23 protein-coding genes and 4 tRNA genes are annotated in these 19,507 nt (G+C 70.4%); 21 read left to right on the plus strand and 6 right to left on the minus strand.

What is annotated here, in order from left to right:
• Nucleotides 1-51: 51 nt before the first annotated feature.
• On the minus strand, nt 52-540 hold the full coding sequence (locus H0H10_RS08070) for a YajQ family cyclic di-GMP-binding protein (RefSeq protein WP_019756392.1): 489 nt from the start codon (nt 538-540) through the stop codon (nt 52-54).
• Between the two features lie 234 nt (nt 541-774).
• Here H0H10_RS08070 and H0H10_RS08075 point away from each other — a divergent pair.
• Both H0H10_RS08075 and H0H10_RS08080 read left to right on the plus strand, forming a co-directional pair.
• A tRNA-Tyr gene (locus tag H0H10_RS08075) sits at nt 775-856 on the plus strand.
• A gap of 91 nt (nt 857-947) precedes the next feature.
• Nucleotides 948-1,160: a hypothetical protein gene (locus H0H10_RS08080; protein ID WP_188180173.1), complete on the plus strand. Its 213-nt coding sequence runs from the start codon at nt 948-950 to the stop codon at nt 1,158-1,160.
• Nucleotides 1,161-1,178: 18 nt separating this feature from the next.
• Here H0H10_RS08080 and H0H10_RS08085 read toward each other — a convergent pair whose 3' ends face one another.
• Nucleotides 1,179-1,835, minus strand: a complete 657-nt coding sequence (locus tag H0H10_RS08085; RefSeq protein ID WP_188180174.1) for an NAD(P)H-binding protein — start codon at nt 1,833-1,835, stop codon at nt 1,179-1,181.
• Nucleotides 1,836-2,027: 192 nt separating this feature from the next.
• Nucleotides 2,028-3,284 (minus strand): amidohydrolase family protein, encoded by a 1,257-nt coding sequence (locus tag H0H10_RS08090; RefSeq protein WP_188180175.1) that lies wholly within the window; start codon nt 3,282-3,284, stop codon nt 2,028-2,030.
• 207 nt (nt 3,285-3,491) lie between these two features.
• Between H0H10_RS08090 and H0H10_RS08095 the strand changes: the two genes are divergently transcribed.
• The 9 genes from H0H10_RS08095 to H0H10_RS08135 all read left to right on the plus strand — a co-directional run bounded on the left by H0H10_RS08095 (nt 3,492) and on the right by H0H10_RS08135 (nt 8,902).
• Nucleotides 3,492-3,564 (plus strand) — tRNA-Thr (locus H0H10_RS08095).
• 46 nt (nt 3,565-3,610) lie between these two features.
• Nucleotides 3,611-3,683 (plus strand) — tRNA-Met (locus H0H10_RS08100).
• An 89-nt stretch (nt 3,684-3,772) separates the two neighbouring features.
• Nucleotides 3,773-3,937 carry a 50S ribosomal protein L33 gene (gene rpmG, locus H0H10_RS08105; RefSeq protein ID WP_003948671.1) on the plus strand — a complete coding sequence of 55 codons (165 nt, stop codon included), beginning with the start codon at nt 3,773-3,775 and terminating at the stop codon, nt 3,935-3,937.
• A gap of 109 nt (nt 3,938-4,046) precedes the next feature.
• Nucleotides 4,047-4,499 carry a MaoC family dehydratase N-terminal domain-containing protein gene (locus H0H10_RS08110; RefSeq protein WP_188180176.1) on the plus strand — a complete coding sequence of 151 codons (453 nt, stop codon included), beginning with the start codon at nt 4,047-4,049 and terminating at the stop codon, nt 4,497-4,499.
• Nucleotides 4,500-4,506: 7 nt separating this feature from the next.
• Nucleotides 4,507-4,935, plus strand: a complete 429-nt coding sequence (locus tag H0H10_RS08115; protein WP_188180177.1) for a MaoC family dehydratase — start codon at nt 4,507-4,509, stop codon at nt 4,933-4,935.
• Nucleotides 4,936-5,106: 171 nt separating this feature from the next.
• Nucleotides 5,107-5,682, plus strand: coding sequence for a TetR/AcrR family transcriptional regulator (locus H0H10_RS08120; RefSeq protein ID WP_188180178.1), 576 nt, complete (start codon nt 5,107-5,109; stop codon nt 5,680-5,682).
• 109 nt (nt 5,683-5,791) lie between these two features.
• A complete protein-coding gene (locus H0H10_RS08125) occupies nt 5,792-7,264 on the plus strand; it encodes an MFS transporter (protein WP_188180179.1) in 1,473 nt (490 codons plus the stop codon).
• A 113-nt stretch (nt 7,265-7,377) separates the two neighbouring features.
• Entirely contained in the window at nt 7,378-7,758 is a 381-nt protein-coding gene (locus H0H10_RS08130) for a DUF3291 domain-containing protein (protein ID WP_188180180.1), read from the plus strand.
• An 82-nt stretch (nt 7,759-7,840) separates the two neighbouring features.
• The gene (locus tag H0H10_RS08135; RefSeq protein WP_188180181.1) at nt 7,841-8,902 is read left to right on the plus strand and encodes a UDP-N-acetylmuramate dehydrogenase; all 1,062 of its coding nucleotides are present in this window, start codon (nt 7,841-7,843) and stop codon (nt 8,900-8,902) included.
• 17 nt (nt 8,903-8,919) lie between these two features.
• Here the strand turns inward: H0H10_RS08135 and H0H10_RS08140 are convergent, their stop codons facing one another.
• Nucleotides 8,920-9,552 carry an NAD(P)-dependent oxidoreductase gene (locus tag H0H10_RS08140; protein WP_188180182.1) on the minus strand — a complete coding sequence of 211 codons (633 nt, stop codon included), beginning with the start codon at nt 9,550-9,552 and terminating at the stop codon, nt 8,920-8,922.
• A 103-nt stretch (nt 9,553-9,655) separates the two neighbouring features.
• Between H0H10_RS08140 and H0H10_RS08145 the strand changes: the two genes are divergently transcribed.
• The gene (locus H0H10_RS08145) at nt 9,656-10,243 is read left to right on the plus strand and encodes a TetR/AcrR family transcriptional regulator (RefSeq protein WP_188180183.1); all 588 of its coding nucleotides are present in this window, start codon (nt 9,656-9,658) and stop codon (nt 10,241-10,243) included.
• A gap of 238 nt (nt 10,244-10,481) precedes the next feature.
• Here H0H10_RS08145 and H0H10_RS08150 read toward each other — a convergent pair whose 3' ends face one another.
• Both H0H10_RS08150 and H0H10_RS08155 read right to left on the minus strand, forming a co-directional pair.
• Complete coding sequence (locus H0H10_RS08150; protein WP_188180184.1) at nt 10,482-11,522, minus strand: adenosine deaminase; 1,041 nt, start codon at nt 11,520-11,522, stop codon at nt 10,482-10,484.
• 120 nt (nt 11,523-11,642) lie between these two features.
• Nucleotides 11,643-12,869: a pyridoxal phosphate-dependent aminotransferase gene (locus tag H0H10_RS08155; protein WP_188180185.1), complete on the minus strand. Its 1,227-nt coding sequence runs from the start codon at nt 12,867-12,869 to the stop codon at nt 11,643-11,645.
• A 270-nt stretch (nt 12,870-13,139) separates the two neighbouring features.
• Here H0H10_RS08155 and H0H10_RS08160 point away from each other — a divergent pair.
• The 9 genes from H0H10_RS08160 (at nt 13,140) to rplL (ending at nt 19,254) form a co-directional block, all read left to right on the plus strand.
• Nucleotides 13,140-13,212: transfer RNA gene (locus H0H10_RS08160), tRNA-Trp, on the plus strand.
• Nucleotides 13,213-13,320: 108 nt separating this feature from the next.
• Nucleotides 13,321-13,608 (plus strand): preprotein translocase subunit SecE, encoded by a 288-nt coding sequence (secE, locus tag H0H10_RS08165; protein WP_188180186.1) that lies wholly within the window; start codon nt 13,321-13,323, stop codon nt 13,606-13,608.
• 80 nt (nt 13,609-13,688) lie between these two features.
• Entirely contained in the window at nt 13,689-14,537 is an 849-nt protein-coding gene (gene nusG / locus H0H10_RS08170; RefSeq protein ID WP_188180187.1) for a transcription termination/antitermination protein NusG, read from the plus strand.
• Between the two features lie 189 nt (nt 14,538-14,726).
• Nucleotides 14,727-15,161: a 50S ribosomal protein L11 gene (gene rplK / locus H0H10_RS08175; protein WP_004927359.1), complete on the plus strand. Its 435-nt coding sequence runs from the start codon at nt 14,727-14,729 to the stop codon at nt 15,159-15,161.
• Between the two features lie 77 nt (nt 15,162-15,238).
• The gene (gene rplA / locus H0H10_RS08180) at nt 15,239-15,964 is read left to right on the plus strand and encodes a 50S ribosomal protein L1 (protein ID WP_188180188.1); all 726 of its coding nucleotides are present in this window, start codon (nt 15,239-15,241) and stop codon (nt 15,962-15,964) included.
• 168 nt (nt 15,965-16,132) lie between these two features.
• Nucleotides 16,133-16,948: an SCO4651 family lipoprotein gene (locus H0H10_RS08185; RefSeq protein ID WP_188180189.1), complete on the plus strand. Its 816-nt coding sequence runs from the start codon at nt 16,133-16,135 to the stop codon at nt 16,946-16,948.
• A 107-nt stretch (nt 16,949-17,055) separates the two neighbouring features.
• Nucleotides 17,056-17,925: an SCO4651 family lipoprotein gene (locus tag H0H10_RS08190; RefSeq protein WP_373566821.1), complete on the plus strand. Its 870-nt coding sequence runs from the start codon at nt 17,056-17,058 to the stop codon at nt 17,923-17,925.
• Between the two features lie 294 nt (nt 17,926-18,219).
• Entirely contained in the window at nt 18,220-18,750 is a 531-nt protein-coding gene (rplJ, locus tag H0H10_RS08195; protein ID WP_188180191.1) for a 50S ribosomal protein L10, read from the plus strand.
• Between the two features lie 114 nt (nt 18,751-18,864).
• Complete coding sequence (rplL, locus tag H0H10_RS08200; RefSeq protein ID WP_188180192.1) at nt 18,865-19,254, plus strand: 50S ribosomal protein L7/L12; 390 nt, start codon at nt 18,865-18,867, stop codon at nt 19,252-19,254.
• The last annotated feature ends 253 nt before the right edge of the window (nt 19,255-19,507 follow it).

Below are 19,507 nucleotides of genomic sequence, written 5' to 3' on the forward strand. Positions count from 1 at the left end.
GCCCTTCCTCGTCGAGATTCCCGGTGATCGCGGCTCACCGACGGCCGTGGATCACCGGTAGTTCACGAACTGCAGGGCGAAGTCGAAGTCCTTGCCCTTCAGCAGGGCGATGACGGCCTGCAGGTCGTCCCGGCTCTTGGAGCTGACCCGCAGCTCGTCGCCCTGCACCTGGGCCTTCACGCCCTTCGGGCCCTCGTCGCGGATGATCTTCGCCACCTTCTTCGCGTTCTCCTGGGAGATGCCCTCCTCGATCGAGGCGAAGATCTTGTACTCCTTGCCGGAGAGCTGGGGCTCGCCCGCGTCCAGGGCCTTCAGCGAGATACCGCGCTTGATCAGCTTGGACTGGAAGACGTCGAGGACAGCCTTGACGCGGTCCTCGGAGTTGGCCTCCATGAGGATCTTGTCACCGGACCACGAGATCGAGGCGCCCACGCCCTTGAAGTCGTAGCGCTGCGAGATCTCCTTGGCGGCCTGGTTGAGGGCGTTGTCGACCTCCTGCCGCTCGACCTTCGAGACGATGTCGAAACTGGAGTCGGCCATGTCCTGTGGCTCCTTGTATTCGGTGCGTGTCGGGCCGCGTATCGGGTCCGTCCGGGATACGGGTGCGGCCGCCGAGCCCGACAAGGGACCTCGGCCGCATTCGGACAAGCCTAGTCACCCCCCGCCCTCCGGGTGGCGATCAATTGGGTGGCGAAGCACCCCTCCGCATCGGGTATTGTTTACGTCGTTGCCACGGAGCACCGCCGAAAGGCGGTTCGAGGGGCAGCGAACCCCGGCGGTGTGCCCGAGCGGCCAAAGGGAGCAGACTGTAAATCTGCCGGCTCAGCCTTCCCAGGTTCGAATCCTGGCGCCGCCACACGGGAACCAAGGGCCCGTGACCTGCGAGAACAGCAGGTCACGGGCCCTTGGTCATTTTCCCGGAGGTCGACGATCCGTGAAGGGACCCCATGTCCTCCCGTCGCAGAATCTGCCCCGAGTGCCGTCGCGAGATCGCCGTCGTCGCCGGACGGTATGCGCGCCACGACCCGCCCGGCGCGCGGCAGAGCGGCGAACTCGTCTCCTGCCCCGGCTCCCGCCGGCCGGCGCAGCTCGGCGCGGTGCAGCCGACCCTGGACGGGTACGCGGTGCCCGAGTTCCCCGGACAGCTGCCCCTGTTCTGACCTCGCGTCGCGGCGCCCTCAGTTCCCGGCGACCGACTTCACGGCCACCGACACCGGTGCCGAACCGGAGATGAGCTCCAGGGTCAGGCCGCTCGTCGCGGGCATGTCGACCAGTTCCGCCAGTACGGCGGCCACGTCGTCGCGCGGGACGGAGCCACGGCCCGTGTGCGCCTCCAGGCGTACGAGGCCCTTGCCGGCGTCGTCCGTCAGCGCGCCGGGACGCAGGATCGTCCAGTCCAGCGCGTCCAGCGAGCGCACGTACGCGTCGGCCTCGCCCTTGGCCCGCAGGTAGACGTCGAAGACCTCGTCCCCCTCGTGTCCGGCGTCGGCTCCCATAGACGACACGATGAGGAAGCGCCGTACGCCTGCCCGGACCGCCGCGTCGGCGAAGAGGATCGCCGCCGCCTTGTCCACGGTGTCCTTGCGGGCGGCGCCACTGCCCGGGCCCGCGCCCGCCGCGAAGACCGCCGCGTCCGCGCCCCGCAGCCGCTCCGCCACCTCCTCGACCGAGGCCGACTCCAGGTCGAGCACGACCGGTTCGGCGCCGGCCTCGCGCAGATCGTCGGCCTGCTCGGCCTTGCGGATGATGCCCGCGACCTCGTCCCCGCGCGCGGCGAGCAGTCGCTCCAGCCGCAGCGCGATCTGACCATGACCCCCAGCGATGACAATGCGCATGCCTTCGACCGTACGCCCCGACGGCTGCCACCGCTGCCGCACGAGTTCCCCCGCCACGCAGCCGCCTCCCTCTGACGGCCCCTCAACCACCCCCGGCGGCCCCGAACGGCCTCTCAACGGCCCCTCAGCCACTGCCGCTGCCCCCGCCGCCCCCGGCCCCGCCCACGGGCGCCCAGCCCCCACCACCGCCCGTCAGGACACATCCCCCCGCGCCTGCCGGGGCAGCCCCAGGTCCGCCGCGGTCGTGGAGTCGCCGTACTCCCGTACCGCGCTGGTCCGCGCCACCACGCGCCCCCGGTGCACCACGATCCGGCTGTACGCCAGTGACAGCGCCCCCGCCAGCCGGTCCCCCCGCACCGCGAGGAGCTCGGCCGGAAAGCCCGCCTCCACGCGCACCGTGGGCAGGCCCAGCGCCGCCCGGGCCGTGGCGCTCACCGCCTCGTAGGCGTCCTCGGGGCGCAGGCCGTGGCGCGAGGCCAGCAGATACGCCGCCTCCAGGGGATCCCCGCGCCCCACGGGGTTGGAGACGTCCCGCAGCGCGCCGCTCCCGGCGGCGACCCGCACCCCCGCCGCCCGCAGCAGCCGTACCGGAGCGGTGCCCCGGCGGTCGACGCCCCCGCAGCCGCCCTGCGGAAGGCACATCACCGTCACCCCGGCCGCCGCGAGCTGGTCCGCCACCCGGGAGGCGACCTCGGCGGGCAGCCGGCCGAGCCCGGCGCAGGGCCCGAGGGCGACCCCGGGGCGCAGCCCGCCCGCCATCGCCGCCAGCCGGGCCAGCCGCGCCGGGTCGGCGGCGTCCGTGTGCAGGTCGACGGGGCAGCCGTGCTCGGAGGCGACCTCCAGGACCGCCGCCACGTACCCCGTCGGATCGGGATCCAGATCCGGGCACCCGCCCACCACGTCCGCGCCCATCTTCAGCGCGTCCCGCAGCATCGCCAGCCCGTCCGCCCCGGCCGCCCCCGTCAGCACCCTCGGCACCGCCACCGTCGTCACCTCGGCCAGCCCGCGCAGCGCCCGCCGGGCCCGCAGTACGGCGGTGAGCGCGCCCAGCCCGGGGACGTCGCCCACGCGCACGTGGGCCCGCTGGGCCGTCGCCCCGTGGCCCAGCTGGAGCAGCGCGGCCTCCGTGGCCCTGCGCTGGACGTCCCGGCGCTCGTACGAGACGGGTCCGCCGGTGTCGGCGGTCAGCGCGGTGTCGCCGTGGGCGTGGGGTTCGGCCGGGGCGGGCAGGAGCAGGTAGCCGGTGAGGTCCAGGCACCTGTCGGCACCGGGCGGGCGGCCTGCCGTCAGGCTGCCGGCCGTGCCGACCGCCTCGATACGTCCGCCGCCCAGCCGTACGTCCACGGTCCGGCCGTCGGTGAGCCGGGCGCCGGACAGCAGAAGGGCGCCGCGGTCGTCCGGCCCCGACGGGGAGGACGAGTGGGGCGGCTGCGGCTGGCTGTCGGGCATCGCGCTCCTCTGGGCTCGGGCTGCGCAGTGGGGACGCAAGATCACGGAGAGTGGGTCGAGCCTAGGACGGTGCTCAGCCCGTGGCGCGGAGGAGCGCAATAGTCGTACCGGTGCCGTCCTCCAGGAGTCCGGGAGCCGGGGACGAGGCAGGGGCGGCGAAACGGATTTGGGTGTACGGCGGCGGAGCGTGTAATGTCTTCATCGCTCGCCCCAATAGCTCAGTCGGCAGAGCGTCTCCATGGTAAGGAGAAGGTCAACGGTTCGATTCCGTTTTGGGGCTCTGGTGCAGGAGGTTCCCACCGCGAGGTGGGGGCCGAACGCATCGCAGCGGTGTAGCTCAGTCGGTAGAGCAAGCGGCTCATAATCGCTGTGTCACCGGTTCAAGTCCGGTCACCGCTACTCTTAGTAGCCGATTGCGGGGTCGGTCCTTCGATCGGCTACTCTTCTTTGCGTTAATTCAGTCCATCCGTTCGTCAAGGAGCACTCACGTGGCTGCCACCGACGTCCGCCCGAAGATCACGCTGGCCTGCGTGGAGTGCAAGGAGCGGAACTACATCACCAAGAAGAACCGGCGTAACAACCCGGACCGTCTTGAGATGAAGAAGCACTGCCCGCGTTGCAACGCGCACACCGCGCACCGCGAGACGCGATAAATCAGGCTCGTACATGAGGCCGCCCCCGAGGCTTGGGGGCGGCCTCACGTCGTTTCGGTCAGCAGTAGGCAACTGCAGCTAGCAGACACCAGCAGGAGGTGCCGAGCCCATGGCGCTCGACCAGTCCTTCGTGGGGCGGACCTATCCGCCCACCGAGCCCTACGAGGTGGGCCGGGAGAAGATCCGTGAGTTCGCGGAGGCGGTAGGGGACGCCAACCCGGCGTATACGGACGCGGAGGCGGCCAAGGCGCTCGGTCACCCCGATGTCATCGCTCCGCCGACCTTTGTGTTCGCCATCACATTCAAGGCGGCCGGCCAGGTGGTCCAGGACCCTCAGCTCGGCCTGGACTACAGCCGGGTCGTGCACGGCGACCAGAGGTTCGCCTACGTCCGCCCGGTGCGCGCCGGCGACCGGCTCACGGTCACCTCGACCATCGAGGCGGTCAAGTCACTCGCCGGCAACGACGTCCTGGACATCCGTGGCGAGGTTCACGACGAGGCGGGCGAACATGTCGTGACGGCCTGGACCAAGCTCGTGGCCCGTGCGGCCGGGGAGGCGTGAGGATCCCATGACGGCGAAGATCGCGTACGCCGACGTCGAGGTCGGCACCGAACTGCCCGCGCAGTCCTTTTCCGTGACCCGCGCCACGCTCGTGCAGTACGCGGGCGCCTCCGGCGACTTCAACCCGATTCACTGGAACGAGAAGTTCGCCAAGGAGGTCGGCCTGCCGGACGTCATCGCGCACGGCATGTTCACCATGGCCGAGGCGATCCGCGTGGTCACCGACTGGGTCGGCGACCCGGGCGCGGTCGTCGAGTACGGCGTCCGCTTCACCAGGCCCGTCGTCGTCCCGAACGACGACCAGGGCGCCGTGATCGAGGTCGGCGGCAAGGTCGCGGCCAAGCTCGACGACGGCACCGTACGCGTCGACCTCACGGCGACCAGCGGCGGGCAGAAGGTCCTGGGGATGTCCCGGGCGGTCGTGCGGCTCGGCTGACCGGGAGTCGGCGTAAGGGCCGACCGGGAGACGGCTTGAGGCACGTAAGACGAGGGGGGCGTTCTCCACTGGGGGCGCCCCCTGCGCCTTCCAGGCCCCTGCGCCCCCGGCGCGGCTTCCGCCGCGGCGAAGCCTTGACGTAGTTAGTGATTGAGTACTAACTTTCTTCCCATGGTCAGGATGAGCGCCGAGGAAAGGCGCGAGAGCGTCATCCGCGCGGCGACGAGCGAGTTCGCCCGGGGTGGCTACTACGGCACGTCCACGGAGGCGATCGCCAAGCGGGTGGGTGTCTCCCAGCCGTACCTCTTCCGGCTCTTCCCGAGCAAGAAGGCGCTCTTCCTGGCGGTGGCCGAACGCTGTATGCAGGACACGCGCCGGGTCTTCGAGGAGGCGTCCGAGGGGCTGCACGGCGAAGAGGCGCTGCACTCCATGGCGGAGGCCTATACGCGGCTGATCGTCGAGAAGCCCGAGCGGCTGCAGATGCAGTTGCAGACGTACGTCGCGGTCGCCGCGGCCGAGGCGGCGGGGGACCACGAGTTCGGCGAGATGGTGCGCAAGGGCTGGGTGGAGCTCTGGGACACCGTGCACGTGCCGCTCGGCGGCGACGTGAGCGAGACGACACTCTTCATGGCCTGCGGCATGCTCATCAACGCCCTGGCCGGAATGGGGTTCCCGCCGGAGCACCGGGTCTGGGAGGGGCTCTACGAATCGGCGCGGCTCCTCAACAAGCGGTCCGAGGACGCGTAGGCGAGCAGGCGCTGCGGCGCCCCTGCCCGGGGTCGCCGCATGCCCAGCAAAGTTAGTCATCAATTACTAACCGATCATCCGAGCGGTGAAATCAACCTCTGGGGGAGAGATGCCACAGCAGAGCAGCACACGGCGCGGGGGAGCCGCCTGGGCCCTCGTGATCACCAGCGTCGCCGGTTTCATGGCGGCTCTCGACAACCTCGTCGTCACCACCGCCCTTCCCTCCATCCGCGAGGATCTCGGCGGCGCGCTGCACGACCTGGAATGGACCGTGAGCGCCTACACGCTCACCTTCGCCGTCCTGCTGATGTTCGGCGCGGCCCTCGGCGACCGGTTCGGCCGCCGCAGGCTCTTCCTCGCCGGGATCACCGTCTTCACCGCGGCCTCCGCCGCCGCGGCCATGGCCCCCGGCATCGACTCCCTCATCGCCGCCCGCGCGGTCCAGGGCGTCGGCGCGGCCGTCATGATGCCGCTGACGCTGACCCTGCTGACGGCCGCCGTACCGGCCGAGCGGCGCGGGATGGCGTACGGAATCTGGGGCGCCGTCAACGGGCTCGCCGTGGCCTCGGGACCGCTGGTCGGGGGCAGCCTCACCGAGCACATCTCCTGGCAGTGGATCTTCTGGCTGAACGTTCCGCTGGGTCTGGCCCTGCTGCCGCTCGCCCGGTTCCGCCTCGCCGAGTCCCACGGCACCGGCGCCCCGCTCGACCTTCCCGGCACCCTGCTCGCCAGCGGCGGCCTCTTCGGCATCGTGTACGGCCTGGTCCGCGGGCCCGTCGACGGCTGGACCGGCGCCGTGGTGCTGACCGCCCTGTTCGCCGGCGCCGCGCTGCTCGCCGGCTTCGTCCTCTACAGCACCCGCGCCAAGAACCCCATGCTCCCGATGCGGCTGTTCCGCTCCCGCGCCTTCTCCGGCATCAACGCGGCGAGCCTGCTGATGTTCCTGGGCATGTTCGGCTCGATCTTCCTGCTCAGCCAGTACATGCAGGGCGTGCTCGGCTACTCGCCCACCGAGGCGGGCCTGCGCATGCTGCCCTGGACCGGCATGCCGATGCTCGTCGCGCCCATCGCCGGCATCCTCTCCGACCGCATCGGCGGCCGCCCGGTCGTCGCCGCCGGCCTCTTCCTCCAGGCGGCCGGCCTCGGCTACCTCGCCTCCGTGATCACCGCCGACGCCTCCTACGCCGTACAGCTGCCCGGCCTCGTCGTCAGCGGGATCGGCATGGCCCTGTTCTTCGCCCCGGCCTCCGCCCTGGTGATGTCCAGCGTCGCGCCGAAGGAGCAGGGCATCGCCTCCGGCGCCAACAACGCGCTGCGCGAGGTGGGCGGTGCGCTCGGCATCGCCGTCATGGCGTCGATCTTCGCGGCGCAGGGCGGCTACGAGTCCCCGCAGGCCTTCGTCGACGGGCTGCGCCCCGCGGTTGCGGTCGGCGCCGGCCTGGTGGCCGTGGCCGGCATCGCGGCGCTGCTGATCCCGGCCACCCGCCGGAACGGCGAGGCCACCAGGGGAACCGGGACGGCGCCCGTAGCGCCGACCGACGAACCGGTCCCTGCCCCGGCCGTGGAACCGGCCACCCGTTGAAGCGGAGGACACGGCGGCCCGAAGCCTCGAACCCCACCACAGCAGAGCCGGAGAGACCGAAGAAGCCGAAGTCACCGAAGACAAGACACCGAAGACACCGAATGGAGCCCGACATGCCGACCCTTCCCTGGACCGTGCCGAACCGGCCGCCGCAGGCCACCGAGATCCATGTCTTCGCATCCCGCTTCGAGACCCGCACCCTGTGGGGAGCGCTGAAGTTCCTGGCGCGCACCCCGGGCGTGTGGCGGCAGGTGAGCAACGCCCCTGGCGCGTACGGGGCCTCCCTGAAGGCGGAACCCTTCAAGCGGACCTTCTGGACGCTGTCCGCCTGGGAGTCGCCCGAGGCGCTCAAGGCCTTCGCCCACTCGGGCACCCACGCCCCCACGTCCCGGGGGCTGGCCCCGCAGATGCGGGACGCCAGGTTCACCGCCTGGGCGGCGTCGAGCGACGACCTCCCGGTGAGCTGGGCGGAGGCTCGGCGACGCCTGGCATGAGCCCGACCACGACGCCCCGGCCGACCGGCCGGGGCGTCTGCCGTGGTGCGGCGCTGTCGGTGCCGTCTCGTAGTCTTGGCGCGTGCAGGAACTCCACGACGCCCCCCTCGCCCCGCTGACCACCTTCCGTCTGGGCGGCCCCGCGACCCGGCTGGTCACGGCCACGACCGACGCCGAGGTGATCGCCGCCGTCCGCGAGGCCGACGACCACGGCACGCCCCTGCTGCTCATCGGCGGCGGGTCGAACCTGGTCATCGGCGACAAGGGCTTCGACGGAACGGCCCTGCACATCGCCACACGCGGCTTCTCCCTGGACGGCACGAGACTGGAGCTGGCGGCCGGTGAGGTGTGGACCGACGCCGTCGCCCGCACCGTCGAGGCCGGACTGGCCGGCGTCGAGTGCCTGGCCGGCATCCCCGGCTCGGCGGGCGCGACCCCCATCCAGAACGTCGGCGCGTACGGCCAGGAGGTCTCCTCCACGATCACGGAGGTGATCGCGTACGACCGCAGGTCGGGCGAGACGGTCACCCTCACCAACTCCGACTGCGCCTTCGCCTACCGCCACAGCCTCTTCAAGGCCCACCCCGACCGCTACGTCGTCCTGCGCGTCCGCTTCGGCCTGGAGGACGCCGACGGCCTCTCCGCCCCCCTCAAGTACGCCGAGACGGCCCGCGCCCTCGGCGTCGAGCCCGGGGACCGGGTGCCGCTGGACGCCGCCCGCGACACCGTGCTGAAGCTGCGCGCCGGGAAGGGCATGGTCCTGGACCCCGAGGACCACGACACCTGGTCGGCCGGGTCGTTCTTCACCAACCCGATCCTCACCACCGAGGAGTTCACGGCCTTCCGCGCCCGCGTGCACGAGCGCCTCGGCCGCGACGCCGAGCCGCCCGCCTACCCGGCGGGGGAGGGCCGTACGAAGACCTCCGCGGCCTGGCTGATCGACAAGGCCGGCTTCACCAAGGGCTACGGCACCGGCCCCGCCCGGATCTCCACCAAGCACACCCTCGCCCTCACCAACCGGGGCGAGGCGACCACGGAGGACCTCCTCGCCCTGGCCCGCGAGGTCGTCGCGGGCGTCCGCGACGCCTTCGGCATCACGCTGGTCAACGAGCCGGTGACGGTCGGAGTCAGCCTCCAGGAGTAGGAAGGCCCTGCCCCGACTCAGTAGGCGACCCCCACGCCCTGCTTCACCGCCCCCGCGTCCTGCGCCATGGCGAGCATGGCGTGGGCCACGTCGGCCCGGCCCAGATACCGCCCCTTGACGGGGAAACCGCCGACGACGGTCCGGTACCGGCCGGTGACCGGCTTGTTCTGGAGCCGCGGCGGCCGTACGACCGTCCAGTCGGTGGCGCTGCCGGCCAGTTCGGCCTCCATCGCGCGCAGATCGGCGTAGACGTCCTTGAGGAGGGCGGAGACCAGGGCGAGCACAGCGCGGTCCACCAGCCCCGAGCCCTCCGGCTCCGGCCCGACGGGCGCGGCGCTCACCACCACCAGACGCCGTACGCCCTCCGCCTCCATGGCGTCCAGCACCGTACGGGTCAGCCGGGTCGCGACGCCGGCGTCCCTGCGGCTGCGGGCACCGAGCCCGGACAGCACCGCGTCGCGGCCGGCCACCGCGGGCCGCACCGCGGCGGGATCGGTCAGGTCCGCCCGGAACACCTCCAGACCCTCGCCGGTCACCGGCAGCCGGGCGGGATCCCGCACGACCGCCGTGACCTGGTGTCCGGCCCCCAGCGCCTGCCGGACGATCTCCTGTCCCACGCCTCCCGTGGCTCCGAAAACGGTCAGCTTCATGGCGCACCCCGCTTCTTCCGAAGGTGGGTGAGTGCTCACTCACCCTGTTCTGCTCTAGGGTGGGTAAGCACTCACCCACTCGTCAAGCCTGGTTGGAGCAGCCATGCAGTCCGGCAAGCCGGCCCGGGAACGCATCCTGGACGCCGCCCACGAGTTGATGCTGACCGTGGGCCTGTCGCGCGCCACGACCAAGGAGATCGCCAAGGGCGCCGGCTGTTCCGAGGCGGCGCTGTACAAGCACTTCGCGAGCAAGGAGGAACTGTTCATCCGGGTGCTCACCGAGCGGCTGCCGCGGCTGGCCCCCCTGCTGAGCAGCCTGACCGCCGAGCCGGGCCGCGGCACGCTGGAGGAGAACCTCACCGAGATCGCCCGCGAGGCCGCGCTCTTCTACGAGCAGAGCTTCCCGATCGCCGCGTCGCTGTACGCCGAGACCCAGCTCAAGCGGCGGCACGACGAGGCCATGCGGGAGATGGGCACCGGGCCGCATCTGCCGATCGAGGGCCTCGACGCCTATCTGCGGGCCGAGCAGGCGGCCGGGCGCGTCCGCGCCGACGCGGACACCTTTGCCGCGGCGTCGCTTCTGCTGGGCGCGTGTGCCCAGCGGGCGTTCGCGTATGACGCGGCGGTGCTGCCGGAGGCGGAGCCGTTCGCTGCGCGGCTGGCCCGGACGCTGCTCGCCGCGCTCCGCTGAGTGGGTCCGGCGTTCGCGTGGTCACCCGGCGTGGGTGCGGGCCGGGGGTAGGTCGCGCAGCCCGGCGCTGCCGGGGTGCCGCTGCGCCCACCCGTGCCGCCCTGGGGGTACCTCCCAGGCCGTTCAGGCACTGGGGGAGGCACGACTGCCCGCAGCTACGGCGGCGCGGCCCCGGCCCACAGCGCAACCGAACGCGCTACGCGCACCCCCACTCCACCCGCACAGGCCGCCGCAGGCATCACGCCGCGCCCGCCGTCACCCACGCATCCACCCCCGCCAGCAACTTCCCCTTCACCTCCGCCGGCGCCGCCGACCCCCGTACCGACTGCCGTGCCAGCTCCGCCAGCTCCAGATCCGTGAAGCCGTGGTGCTCCCGCGCGATCTCGTACTGCGCGGCCAGCCGCGAGCCGAACAGCAGCGGATCGTCCGCGCCCAGCGCCATCGGCACCCCCGCCTCGAACAGCGTCCGCAGCGGCACGTCCTCCGGCTTCTCGTACACGCCCAGCGCCACGTTCGACGCCGGACACACCTCGCACGTCACCTGCCGGTCGGCCAGCCGCTTCAGCAACCGCGGATCCTCCGCCGCCCGCACCCCGTGCCCGATCCGGTCGGCCTCCAGGTCGTCCAGACAGTCCCGCACCGACGCCGGCCCGGTCAGCTCACCCCCGTGCGGCGCCGACAGCAACCCCCCGTCCCGCGCGATCGCGAACGCCCGGTCGAAGTCCCGCGCCATGCCCCGCCGCTCGTCGTTCGACAGCCCGAAGCCGACTACACCCCGGTCCGCGTACCGCACCGCCAGCCGCGCCAGCGTCCGCGCGTCCAGCGGATGCTTCATCCGGTTGGCGGCCACCAGCACCCGCATCCCGAGCCCGGTGTCCCGCACCGTCGTCTCCACCGCGTCCAGGATGATCTCCAGCGCCGGGATCAGCCCGCCCAGCCGCGGCGCGTACGACGTCGGGTCGACCTGGATCTCCAGCCACCCCGAGCCGTCCCGCAGGTCCTCCTCCGCCGCCTCCCGCACCAGCCGCTGGATGTCCTCCGGCTCCTGCAGACACGAACGCGCCGCGTCGTACAGCCGCTGGAAGCGGAACCAGCCCCGCTCGTCCGTCGCCCGCAGCCGCGGAGGCTCCCCGCTGGTCAGCGCCTCGGTCAGCGACTCGGGCAGCCGCACGCCGTGCTTGTCGGCCAGTTCCAGCAGGGTCGCGGGCCGCATCGACCCGGTGAAGTGCAGGTGCAGATGGGCCTTCGGCAGCTCAGAGAGATCACGTACACGTTCCATCCCGAGATCCTGCCGCACGACACGCCCGGCCCGACAGCACTTTCCCCGTACGTGGTCTTGCTCGCACAAACAAACAGGGCACCCCTCGACGCCGAGGAGTGCCCTGCCCGGAAAGCGACGTCAGTCCCTGGCCTCCGCCAGCAGCTTCTGGATCCGGCTCACGCCCTCGACGAGGTCCTCGTCCCCGAGCGCGTACGACAGCCGCAGGTACCCGGGCGTGCCGAACGCCTCTCCGGGCACCACCGCGACCTCGGCCTCCTCCAGGATGAGCGCGGCCAGCTCCACCGTGTTCTGCGGCCGCCTGCCCCGGATCTCCTTGCCGATGAGCGCCTTCACCGACGGGTAGGCGTAGAAGGCCCCCTCCGGCTCCGGGCACAGCACGCCGTCGATCTCGTTCAGCATCCGCACGATGGTCCTGCGGCGCCGGTCGAACGCCTCCCGCATCTTCGCCACGGCGTCCAGGTCACCGGCGACCGCGGCCAGCGCCGCCGCCTGGGCCACGTTGGACACGTTCGACGTGGCGTGCGACTGCAGGTTCGTCGCGGCCTTCACCACGTCCTTCGGGCCGATGACCCACCCGACCCGCCAGCCGGTCATGGCGTACGTCTTGGCGACACCGTTGACCACGATGCACTTGTCCCGCAGCTCCGGCACGATCGCCGGCAGCGAGGTGAACTTCGCGTCGCCGTAGACCAGGTGCTCGTAGATCTCGTCCGTCAGGACCCACAGCCCGTGCTCGACGGCCCAGCGTCCGATCGCCTCGGCCTCGGCCTCGCTGTAGACGGCACCGGTCGGGTTCGAGGGGGAGACGAAGAGGACGACCTTCGTCTTCTCCGTGCGCGCCGCCTCCAGCTGCTCCACGCTCACCCGGTAGCCGGTCGTCTCGTCGGCGACGACCTCGACGGGGACACCGCCGGCCAGCCGGATCGACTCCGGGTACGTCGTCCAGTACGGCGCCGGGACGATGACCTCGTCGCCCGGGTCGAGGATCGCGGCGAAGGCCTCGTAGATGGCCTGCTTGCCGCCGTTGGTGACGAGGATCTGGGAGGCATCGACCTCGTACCCCGAGTCGCGCAGCGTCTTCGCAGCGATCGCGGCCTTCAGCTCGGGCAGGCCGCCGGCCGGGGTGTAGCGGTGGTACTTCGGGTTCTTGCAGGCCTCGATCGCGGCCTCGACGATGTAGTCCGGGGTCGGGAAGTCGGGCTCACCGGCGCCGAAGCCGATCACCGGACGCCCGGCGGCCTTGAGGGCCTTGGCCTTGGCGTCCACGGCGAGGGTGGCGGACTCGGAGATCGCGCCGACTCGGGCGGAGACCCGGCGCTCGGTGGGAGGGGTTGCAGCGCTCATGAGGCCATCGTTCCAGACCGGAAACTTCTCCGGCACACGGGTTTCACGGACTGAACAGGTCCGGGCAAACACCTGAACATCAGTCCGGATCGCCCCCTCGGCCAGGGCGATCTTCGGTCAACGGCGCCGGAAGACCTCTCTCGCGGGCGCTTTCTGTTCGACGCCCGGCCCAGGAGCACGTACACTCTCACCTCGTTGGCCCTCAGCAGCCCACGCTCACTCGGTGCACACCAAGCATCCGGGTGGATGCGGTACGTTGGGGACACACAAAGGGTCGTAGCTCAATTGGTAGAGCACTGGTCTCCAAAACCAGCGGTTGGGGGTTCAAGTCCCTCCGGCCCTGCTACACACACCTTCGCCAGGATGTGTGCGCATGTACGTACAGCAATGCACCGCCGTGCGGCTCAGACCGGGCGCGGCACGGCCACGACCCGGAATCAGGTGAGGACGAGTGACGGACGCCGTGGGCTCCATCGACATGCCTGATGCCCAGGACGAGGCGCCGGACTCCAAGAAGAAGGCCCGCAAGGGCGGCAAGCGCGCCAAGAAGGGCCCGCTGAAGCGCCTCGCGCTCTTCTACCGCCAGATCGTCGCCGAGCTTCGCAAGGTCGTCTGGCCCAGCCGCAGTCAGCTGACGACGTACACCACCGTCGTGATCATCTTCGTGGTCATCATGATCGGCCTGGTGACTCTGATCGACTATGGTCTCAGCAACGCCGCCAAGTACGTCTTTGGCTGAGCCGAGAGCGAAGGGCGCCGAGGTACCCGGCGCCCCTTTCGCGTGTTCCACCCCTATGTATCCAGGAAGAAGCAGCCACCGTGTCTGACCCGAACGTGAACGACGCCATCGAGCCGGTCGAGTCCGTCGAGGACGAGCTCGGCACCGTCGAGGGCGCGGACAGCGAGGACACCGAGACCTCCGCCGGGGTCGAGGCTGCCGACGCCGTCTCCGACGAGGATGCGGACGAGGCCGCCGAGGCCGACGTCGAGAGCGCGGACGCGGAGACCGGGGAAGAGGAAGCAGAGGCGGAGGCGGAAGCCGAGCCCGAGCTCGACCCGGTCGAGAAGCTCCGCCAGGAGCTGCGCGTCCTGCCCGGCGAGTGGTATGTCATCCACACCTACGCCGGCTACGAGAACCGCGTGAAGACCAACCTGGAGCAGCGCGCCGTCTCGCTGAACGTCGAGGACTACATCTTCCAGGCCGAGGTGCCGCAGGAAGAGGTCGTCCAGATCAAGAACGGCGACCGCAAGACGATCAAGCAGAACAAGCTGCCGGGTTACGTCCTGGTCCGCATGGACCTGACCAACGAGTCATGGGGCGTCGTCCGCAACACGCCCGGTGTCACCGGCTTCGTCGGCAACGCCTACGACCCGTACCCGCTGACGCTGGACGAGATCGTCAAGATGCTCGCCCCGGAGGCCGAGGAGAAGGCCGCCCGCGAGGCCGCCGAGGCCGAGGGCAAGCCGGCTCCGCAGCGCAAGGTCGAGGTCCAGGTCCTGGACTTCGAGGTCGGCGACTCGGTCACCGTCACCGACGGCCCGTTCGCCACGCTGCAGGCCACCATCAACGAGATCAACGCCGACTCGAAGAAGGTCAAGGGCCTCGTCGAGATCTTCGGCCGCGAGACGCCGGTCGAGCTCAGCTTCGACCAGATCCAGAAGAACTAGTCCTTCCCCCGAAGAACCGGTCACTCTCTGGACGTAACGCTTCCGAACAGGTCGGACGGGCTCATCGAGCCTGTCTGACCTGCTCGGTTTTTGGCCGCGCATAGATACCCGTTATCGTTGTGCGGTATGCCTGTGTCCGGGTCTTTCCCGTGCGCAGGCAGGACCCGAATCGAAAGGACCCGGAGAGCTATGCCTCCCAAGAAGAAGAAGGTCACGGGGCTCATCAAGCTCCAGATCCAGGCCGGTGCCGCCAACCCGGCCCCGCCGGTCGGCCCCGCGCTGGGTCAGCACGGCGTGAACATCATGGAGTTCTGCAAGGCCTACAACGCCGCGACCGAGTCGCAGCGCGGTTGGGTCATCCCGGTGGAGATCACGGTCTACGAGGACCGCTCCTTCACCTTCGTCACCAAGACGCCGCCGGCCGCCAAGATGATCCTGAAGGCCGCGGGCGTGGAGAAGGGCTCCGGCGAGCCGCACAAGACCAAGGTCGCGAAGATCACGCGCGACCAGGTCCGTGAGATCGCCACGACCAAGATGCCCGACCTCAACGCCAACGACCTGGACGCCGCCGAGAAGATCATCGCCGGCACCGCCCGTTCCATGGGCGTCACGGTCGAGGGCTGACCCCAACCTTCCAGCAGCAGAAGTGGCAGGGCCTGCTCGGCCCGGACCACGACTCCTAAGAAGCAACAGGAGCAGTAGTGAGCAAGCGCAGCAAGTCTCTCCGCGCTGCGGACGCCAAGGTCGACCGGGACAAGCTCTACGCCCCGCTCGAGGCCGTCCGTCTCGCCAAGGAGACCTCCACGACCAAGTTCGACGGCACCGTCGAGGTCGCCTTCCGCCTGGGTGTCGACCCGCGCAAGGCCGACCAGATGGTCCGTGGCACCGTGAACCTCCCGCACGGCACCGGTAAGACCGCCCGGGTCCTGGTCTTCGCGACTGGTGACCGTGCCGAGGCCGCGCGTGCCGCGGGCGCCGACATCGTCGGCGCCGACGAGCTGATCGACGAGGTGTCGAAGGGCCGTCTGGACTTCGACGCCGTCGTCGCCACCCCGGACCTCATGGGCAAGGTCGGCCGCCTCGGCCGCGTGCTCGGTCCCCGTGGTCTCATGCCGAACCCCAAGACCGGCACCGTGACCCCGGACGTCGCCAAGGCTGTCAACGACATCAAGGGCGGCAAGATCGAGTTCCGCGTCGACAAGCACTCGAACCTGCACTTCATCATCGGCAAGACGTCCTTCGACGACGACAAGCTGGTGGAGAACTACGGCGCCGCGCTGGAGGAGATCCTCCGTCTGAAGCCGTCCGCCGCCAAGGGCCGCTACATCAAGAAGGCCGCCATCACCACCACGATGGGCCCCGGCATTCCGGTCGACCCGAACCGCACCCGTAACCTCCTCGTCGAGGAGGACCCGGCCGCGGTCTGAGCTCCGGCTCACCCCTGACGGCCACGGGCCCCGCACCTTTCCAGGTGCGGGGCCCGTCCCCTTTTTCCGGACGTGCGCCGGGGACATCGGGTCCCGCGCCGGGGACTTCCGTACGGCCGCGGGAGTCCTGGGTTAGCGTGCGGGAACGGGACTCGCACAGGGGGACGCATGACGAGCACGAGCACGACGGCGCGCCGTACGGCCTTCTCGATCGCGGTGACCGCCGCGCTGCTGTGCGCGACGGCCTGCACCGGCACCGGCGCCCCCGACGACCGTCCCCGCGAGGAACGGGCGACGAGCGCCGCCCCGCCCCCGGAACTGCGCGCGGTGGAGCGCTCCACCGCGCGGGCCGGCTCGGCCAGGGTCGAGTCCACGACCGCGATGGGCCGCGAACTGTCCATCGAGGCCGTCGGCGCCCTGGGCTGGAGCGACGGCCTCACCGGCACCCTGACGATCACGTACACCGGCGGCACGACCGCCGAGACCATGCGCGAGCTCGGCACCACCGCCATGGAGGCCCGGTACCTGCCCGACGCCTACTACGCCAGGATGGGCGACGGGTTCGCCGAGCGGGCCGGCGGCAGACACTGGATCAAGTACGTCTACGCCGACCTGGAGGGCCTCGGCGACGGCGCGGGGGCCGGCTTCGCGGAACAGATGCGCAACACCACCCCGGACCGGTCGGTGAAGCTGCTGCTGGCCTCCGAGGACCTGCGGAAGGTCGGCGAGGAGACGACGCGCGGCAAGCGCACCACGCACTGGACCGGCACGGTCGGCGGCACCACCGCCCAGACCGTCGACATCTGGGTCGACGACCGGAACCTGCTGGTCAAGAAGGTCGAGCGGGGACGGACGGCGACCGGTGAGCTGACCCAGACCGCGTACTACAGCGACTACGGCGTCCGGGTGTCCGCCGAGCGGCCCCCGGCCGGCGACACGGCGGACTTCAAGGAGCTGCTGCAGGCGCACGGCGACGCCTCGTGAGCCACCTGGCCTCCCCAGGCCCCGGAAATCACGGGACCCTTCGATCCCTCCTCCGATACGCTCACGTCCTTGCTGTGTGACAACCACATGTTTCCTTGGGGGGATCAGTGAAGTCTTCCGTACGCATGCACGCGCACGGTTCCGTACGGCGCCGGGCGGCGGGGGCCGGACTGGCAGCTCTGCTGCTCGCCGCGGGCGCGGTGGGCTGCGGGACGGAGAAGGCGTCGTCGCCCGACATGACACCGGCCGCGGCCGTGGCCAAGGCGGCCGAGAACACGGAGGAGATCGACTCCCTCCGCTACCGCATGACCGGCCGTACCCCCGAGGAGGGGCGGATCAAGGCCGAGGCGCAGATGCGGATCAAGCCCACCCTTGCGATGAGCATGAAGATGACGGCTCTCGACCAGGGCTCCGGCGCGAACGCGGAGATCCGGCTCGTCGACAACGCCCTCTACATCGGCGGGGGCGCCGAGGCCGCCAAGGAGATGGACGGCAAGAGCTGGCTCAAGTTCGAGTCGGCCATGCTGGGCGGCGGCGAGGAGCTGAACCAGCTGGGCGGGGCCTCCCAGGCCGACAAGAACCCCGCGGCCGAGTCCACCTTCCTCACCGGCGCCAAGGACGTGGAGAAGGTCGGCACCGAGACCGTCGAGGGCGTGAAGACCACCCACTACAAGGGCACCGTCACCCTCGACGACCTGCGCAAGTCCATCGAGGACGAGGACAAGGCCACGCGCGAGAAGCGCGAGAAGAGCATCGAGCAGTACGAGAAGATGGGCGTCGACACGCTCACGATGGACATGTGGGTCGACGGCGAGGACCACACCAAGCAGTTCCGCATGCGCGGCAAGGCCGACAAGGGCCCGCTGGACGTGACCATCACCTTCCTCGGGTTCAACGAGCCCGTGAAGGTCACCGCCCCGCCGGCCGAGGACACCATGGACCTGGCCGAGATGATGCAGGGGGCCGAGCAGGGCTGAGTCGCCGTACGGGCGGATTTGCTTGACACTGCCCCGTTCACGTACGCTCCTACAGAAGCCAAAGACCGCTGGTCGTTGCCGCGTGCTCGCAAGAGGACGCGGTGGCCGAAGGATCCGCTGAACTGCGGACGACCCGCGCAGGTGACAGTGGATGAGCTCCCGGACCTCACGCCCGTGCGCGTGTGTATGCCCGGTCGAGCCACGCCCCGTGCGCCCGCGCCGGGGCGTTTCGTTTTCCCCAGTCCTCCTTCGGGTCCGCGCGGTCCGAATCACCCGGAAGGAGGCCGAGGCTCTATGGCGAGGCCCGACAAGGCTGCCGCGGTTGCCGAGCTGACGGACAAGTTCCGCAGCTCCAACGCCGCCGTGCTGACCGAGTACCGCGGTCTCACCGTGGCGCAGCTCAAGACGCTGCGCCGGTCGCTCGGTGAGAACGCCCAGTACGCCGTGGTGAAGAACACGCTGACCAAGATTGCGGCCAACGAGGCCGGGATCACGACGCTGGACGACCAGTTCAATGGTCCGACGGCTGTCGCCTTCATCACCGGTGACCCGGTGGAGTCGGCGAAGGGTCTGCGCGACTTCGCCAAGGACAACCCGAATCTCGTCATCAAGGGCGGTGTCCTTGAAGGCAAGGCGCTGTCCGCCGACGAGATCAAGAAGCTTGCGGACCTCGAGTCCCGCGAGGTTCTGCTCTCCAAGCTGGCCGGTGCCATGAAGGGCAAGCAGTCCCAGGCTGCCTCTGTCTTCCAGGCGCTGCCGTCGAAGCTCGTCCGCACCGTGGACGCGCTCCGTGCCAAGCAGGACGAGCAGGGCGGTGCCGAGTAATTCGGCTCGCTTTCCGGCCCTCGCCGCCTGAGACGAGGGTCATAGCGGGCCCGACGTACGCCCGCCTCACCCAGTACATCCGGCACCTGCCGATTTAGTGGAAGGACCGCCATCATGGCGAAGCTCAGCCAGGAAGACCTGCTCGCTCAGTTCGAGGAGATGACCCTCATCGAGCTCTCCGAGTTCGTGAAGGCGTTCGAGGAGAAGTTCGACGTCACCGCTGCTGCGGCCGCCCCGGTCGTCGTGGCCGGCGGTGCCGCCGGTGGCGCTGCCGCCGAGGCCGTCGAGGAGAAGGACGAGTTCGACGTCATCCTCACCGGCGCCGGCGACAAGAAGATCCAGGTCATCAAGGTCGTGCGTGAGCTGACCTCCCTCGGCCTGAAGGAGGCCAAGGACCTGGTCGACGGCACCCCGAAGCCGGTCCTGGAGAAGGTCAACAAGGAGGCCGCGGACAAGGCCAAGGAGGCCCTCGAGGGCGCCGGCGCCTCCGTCGAGGTCAAGTAAGACCTCACGGGCCTCACAGGCCCCACAGGGCCTGTAACGCCTCAGCACCGAAGAGCGATCATCCATCCGGGTGGTCGCTCTTCGGCGTATCGGGGGCCGGGCGGCGGGTGCCTTGCTCAGGTGACGACGAGGGGTATGGTGATCTTCGTTGTGCGGTCGCCGGGGTACCGGGAACCCCCTGGCGACAACGGGTTTGGGCAAGGGGGGCCTTGACGAACCGCACGCAGCGCGCAATTCTCAGGACGCGTCGTCA

It is taken from the genome of Streptomyces griseicoloratus (assembly GCF_014534645.1).
Classification (GTDB): domain Bacteria; phylum Actinomycetota; class Actinomycetes; order Streptomycetales; family Streptomycetaceae; genus Streptomyces; species Streptomyces griseicoloratus.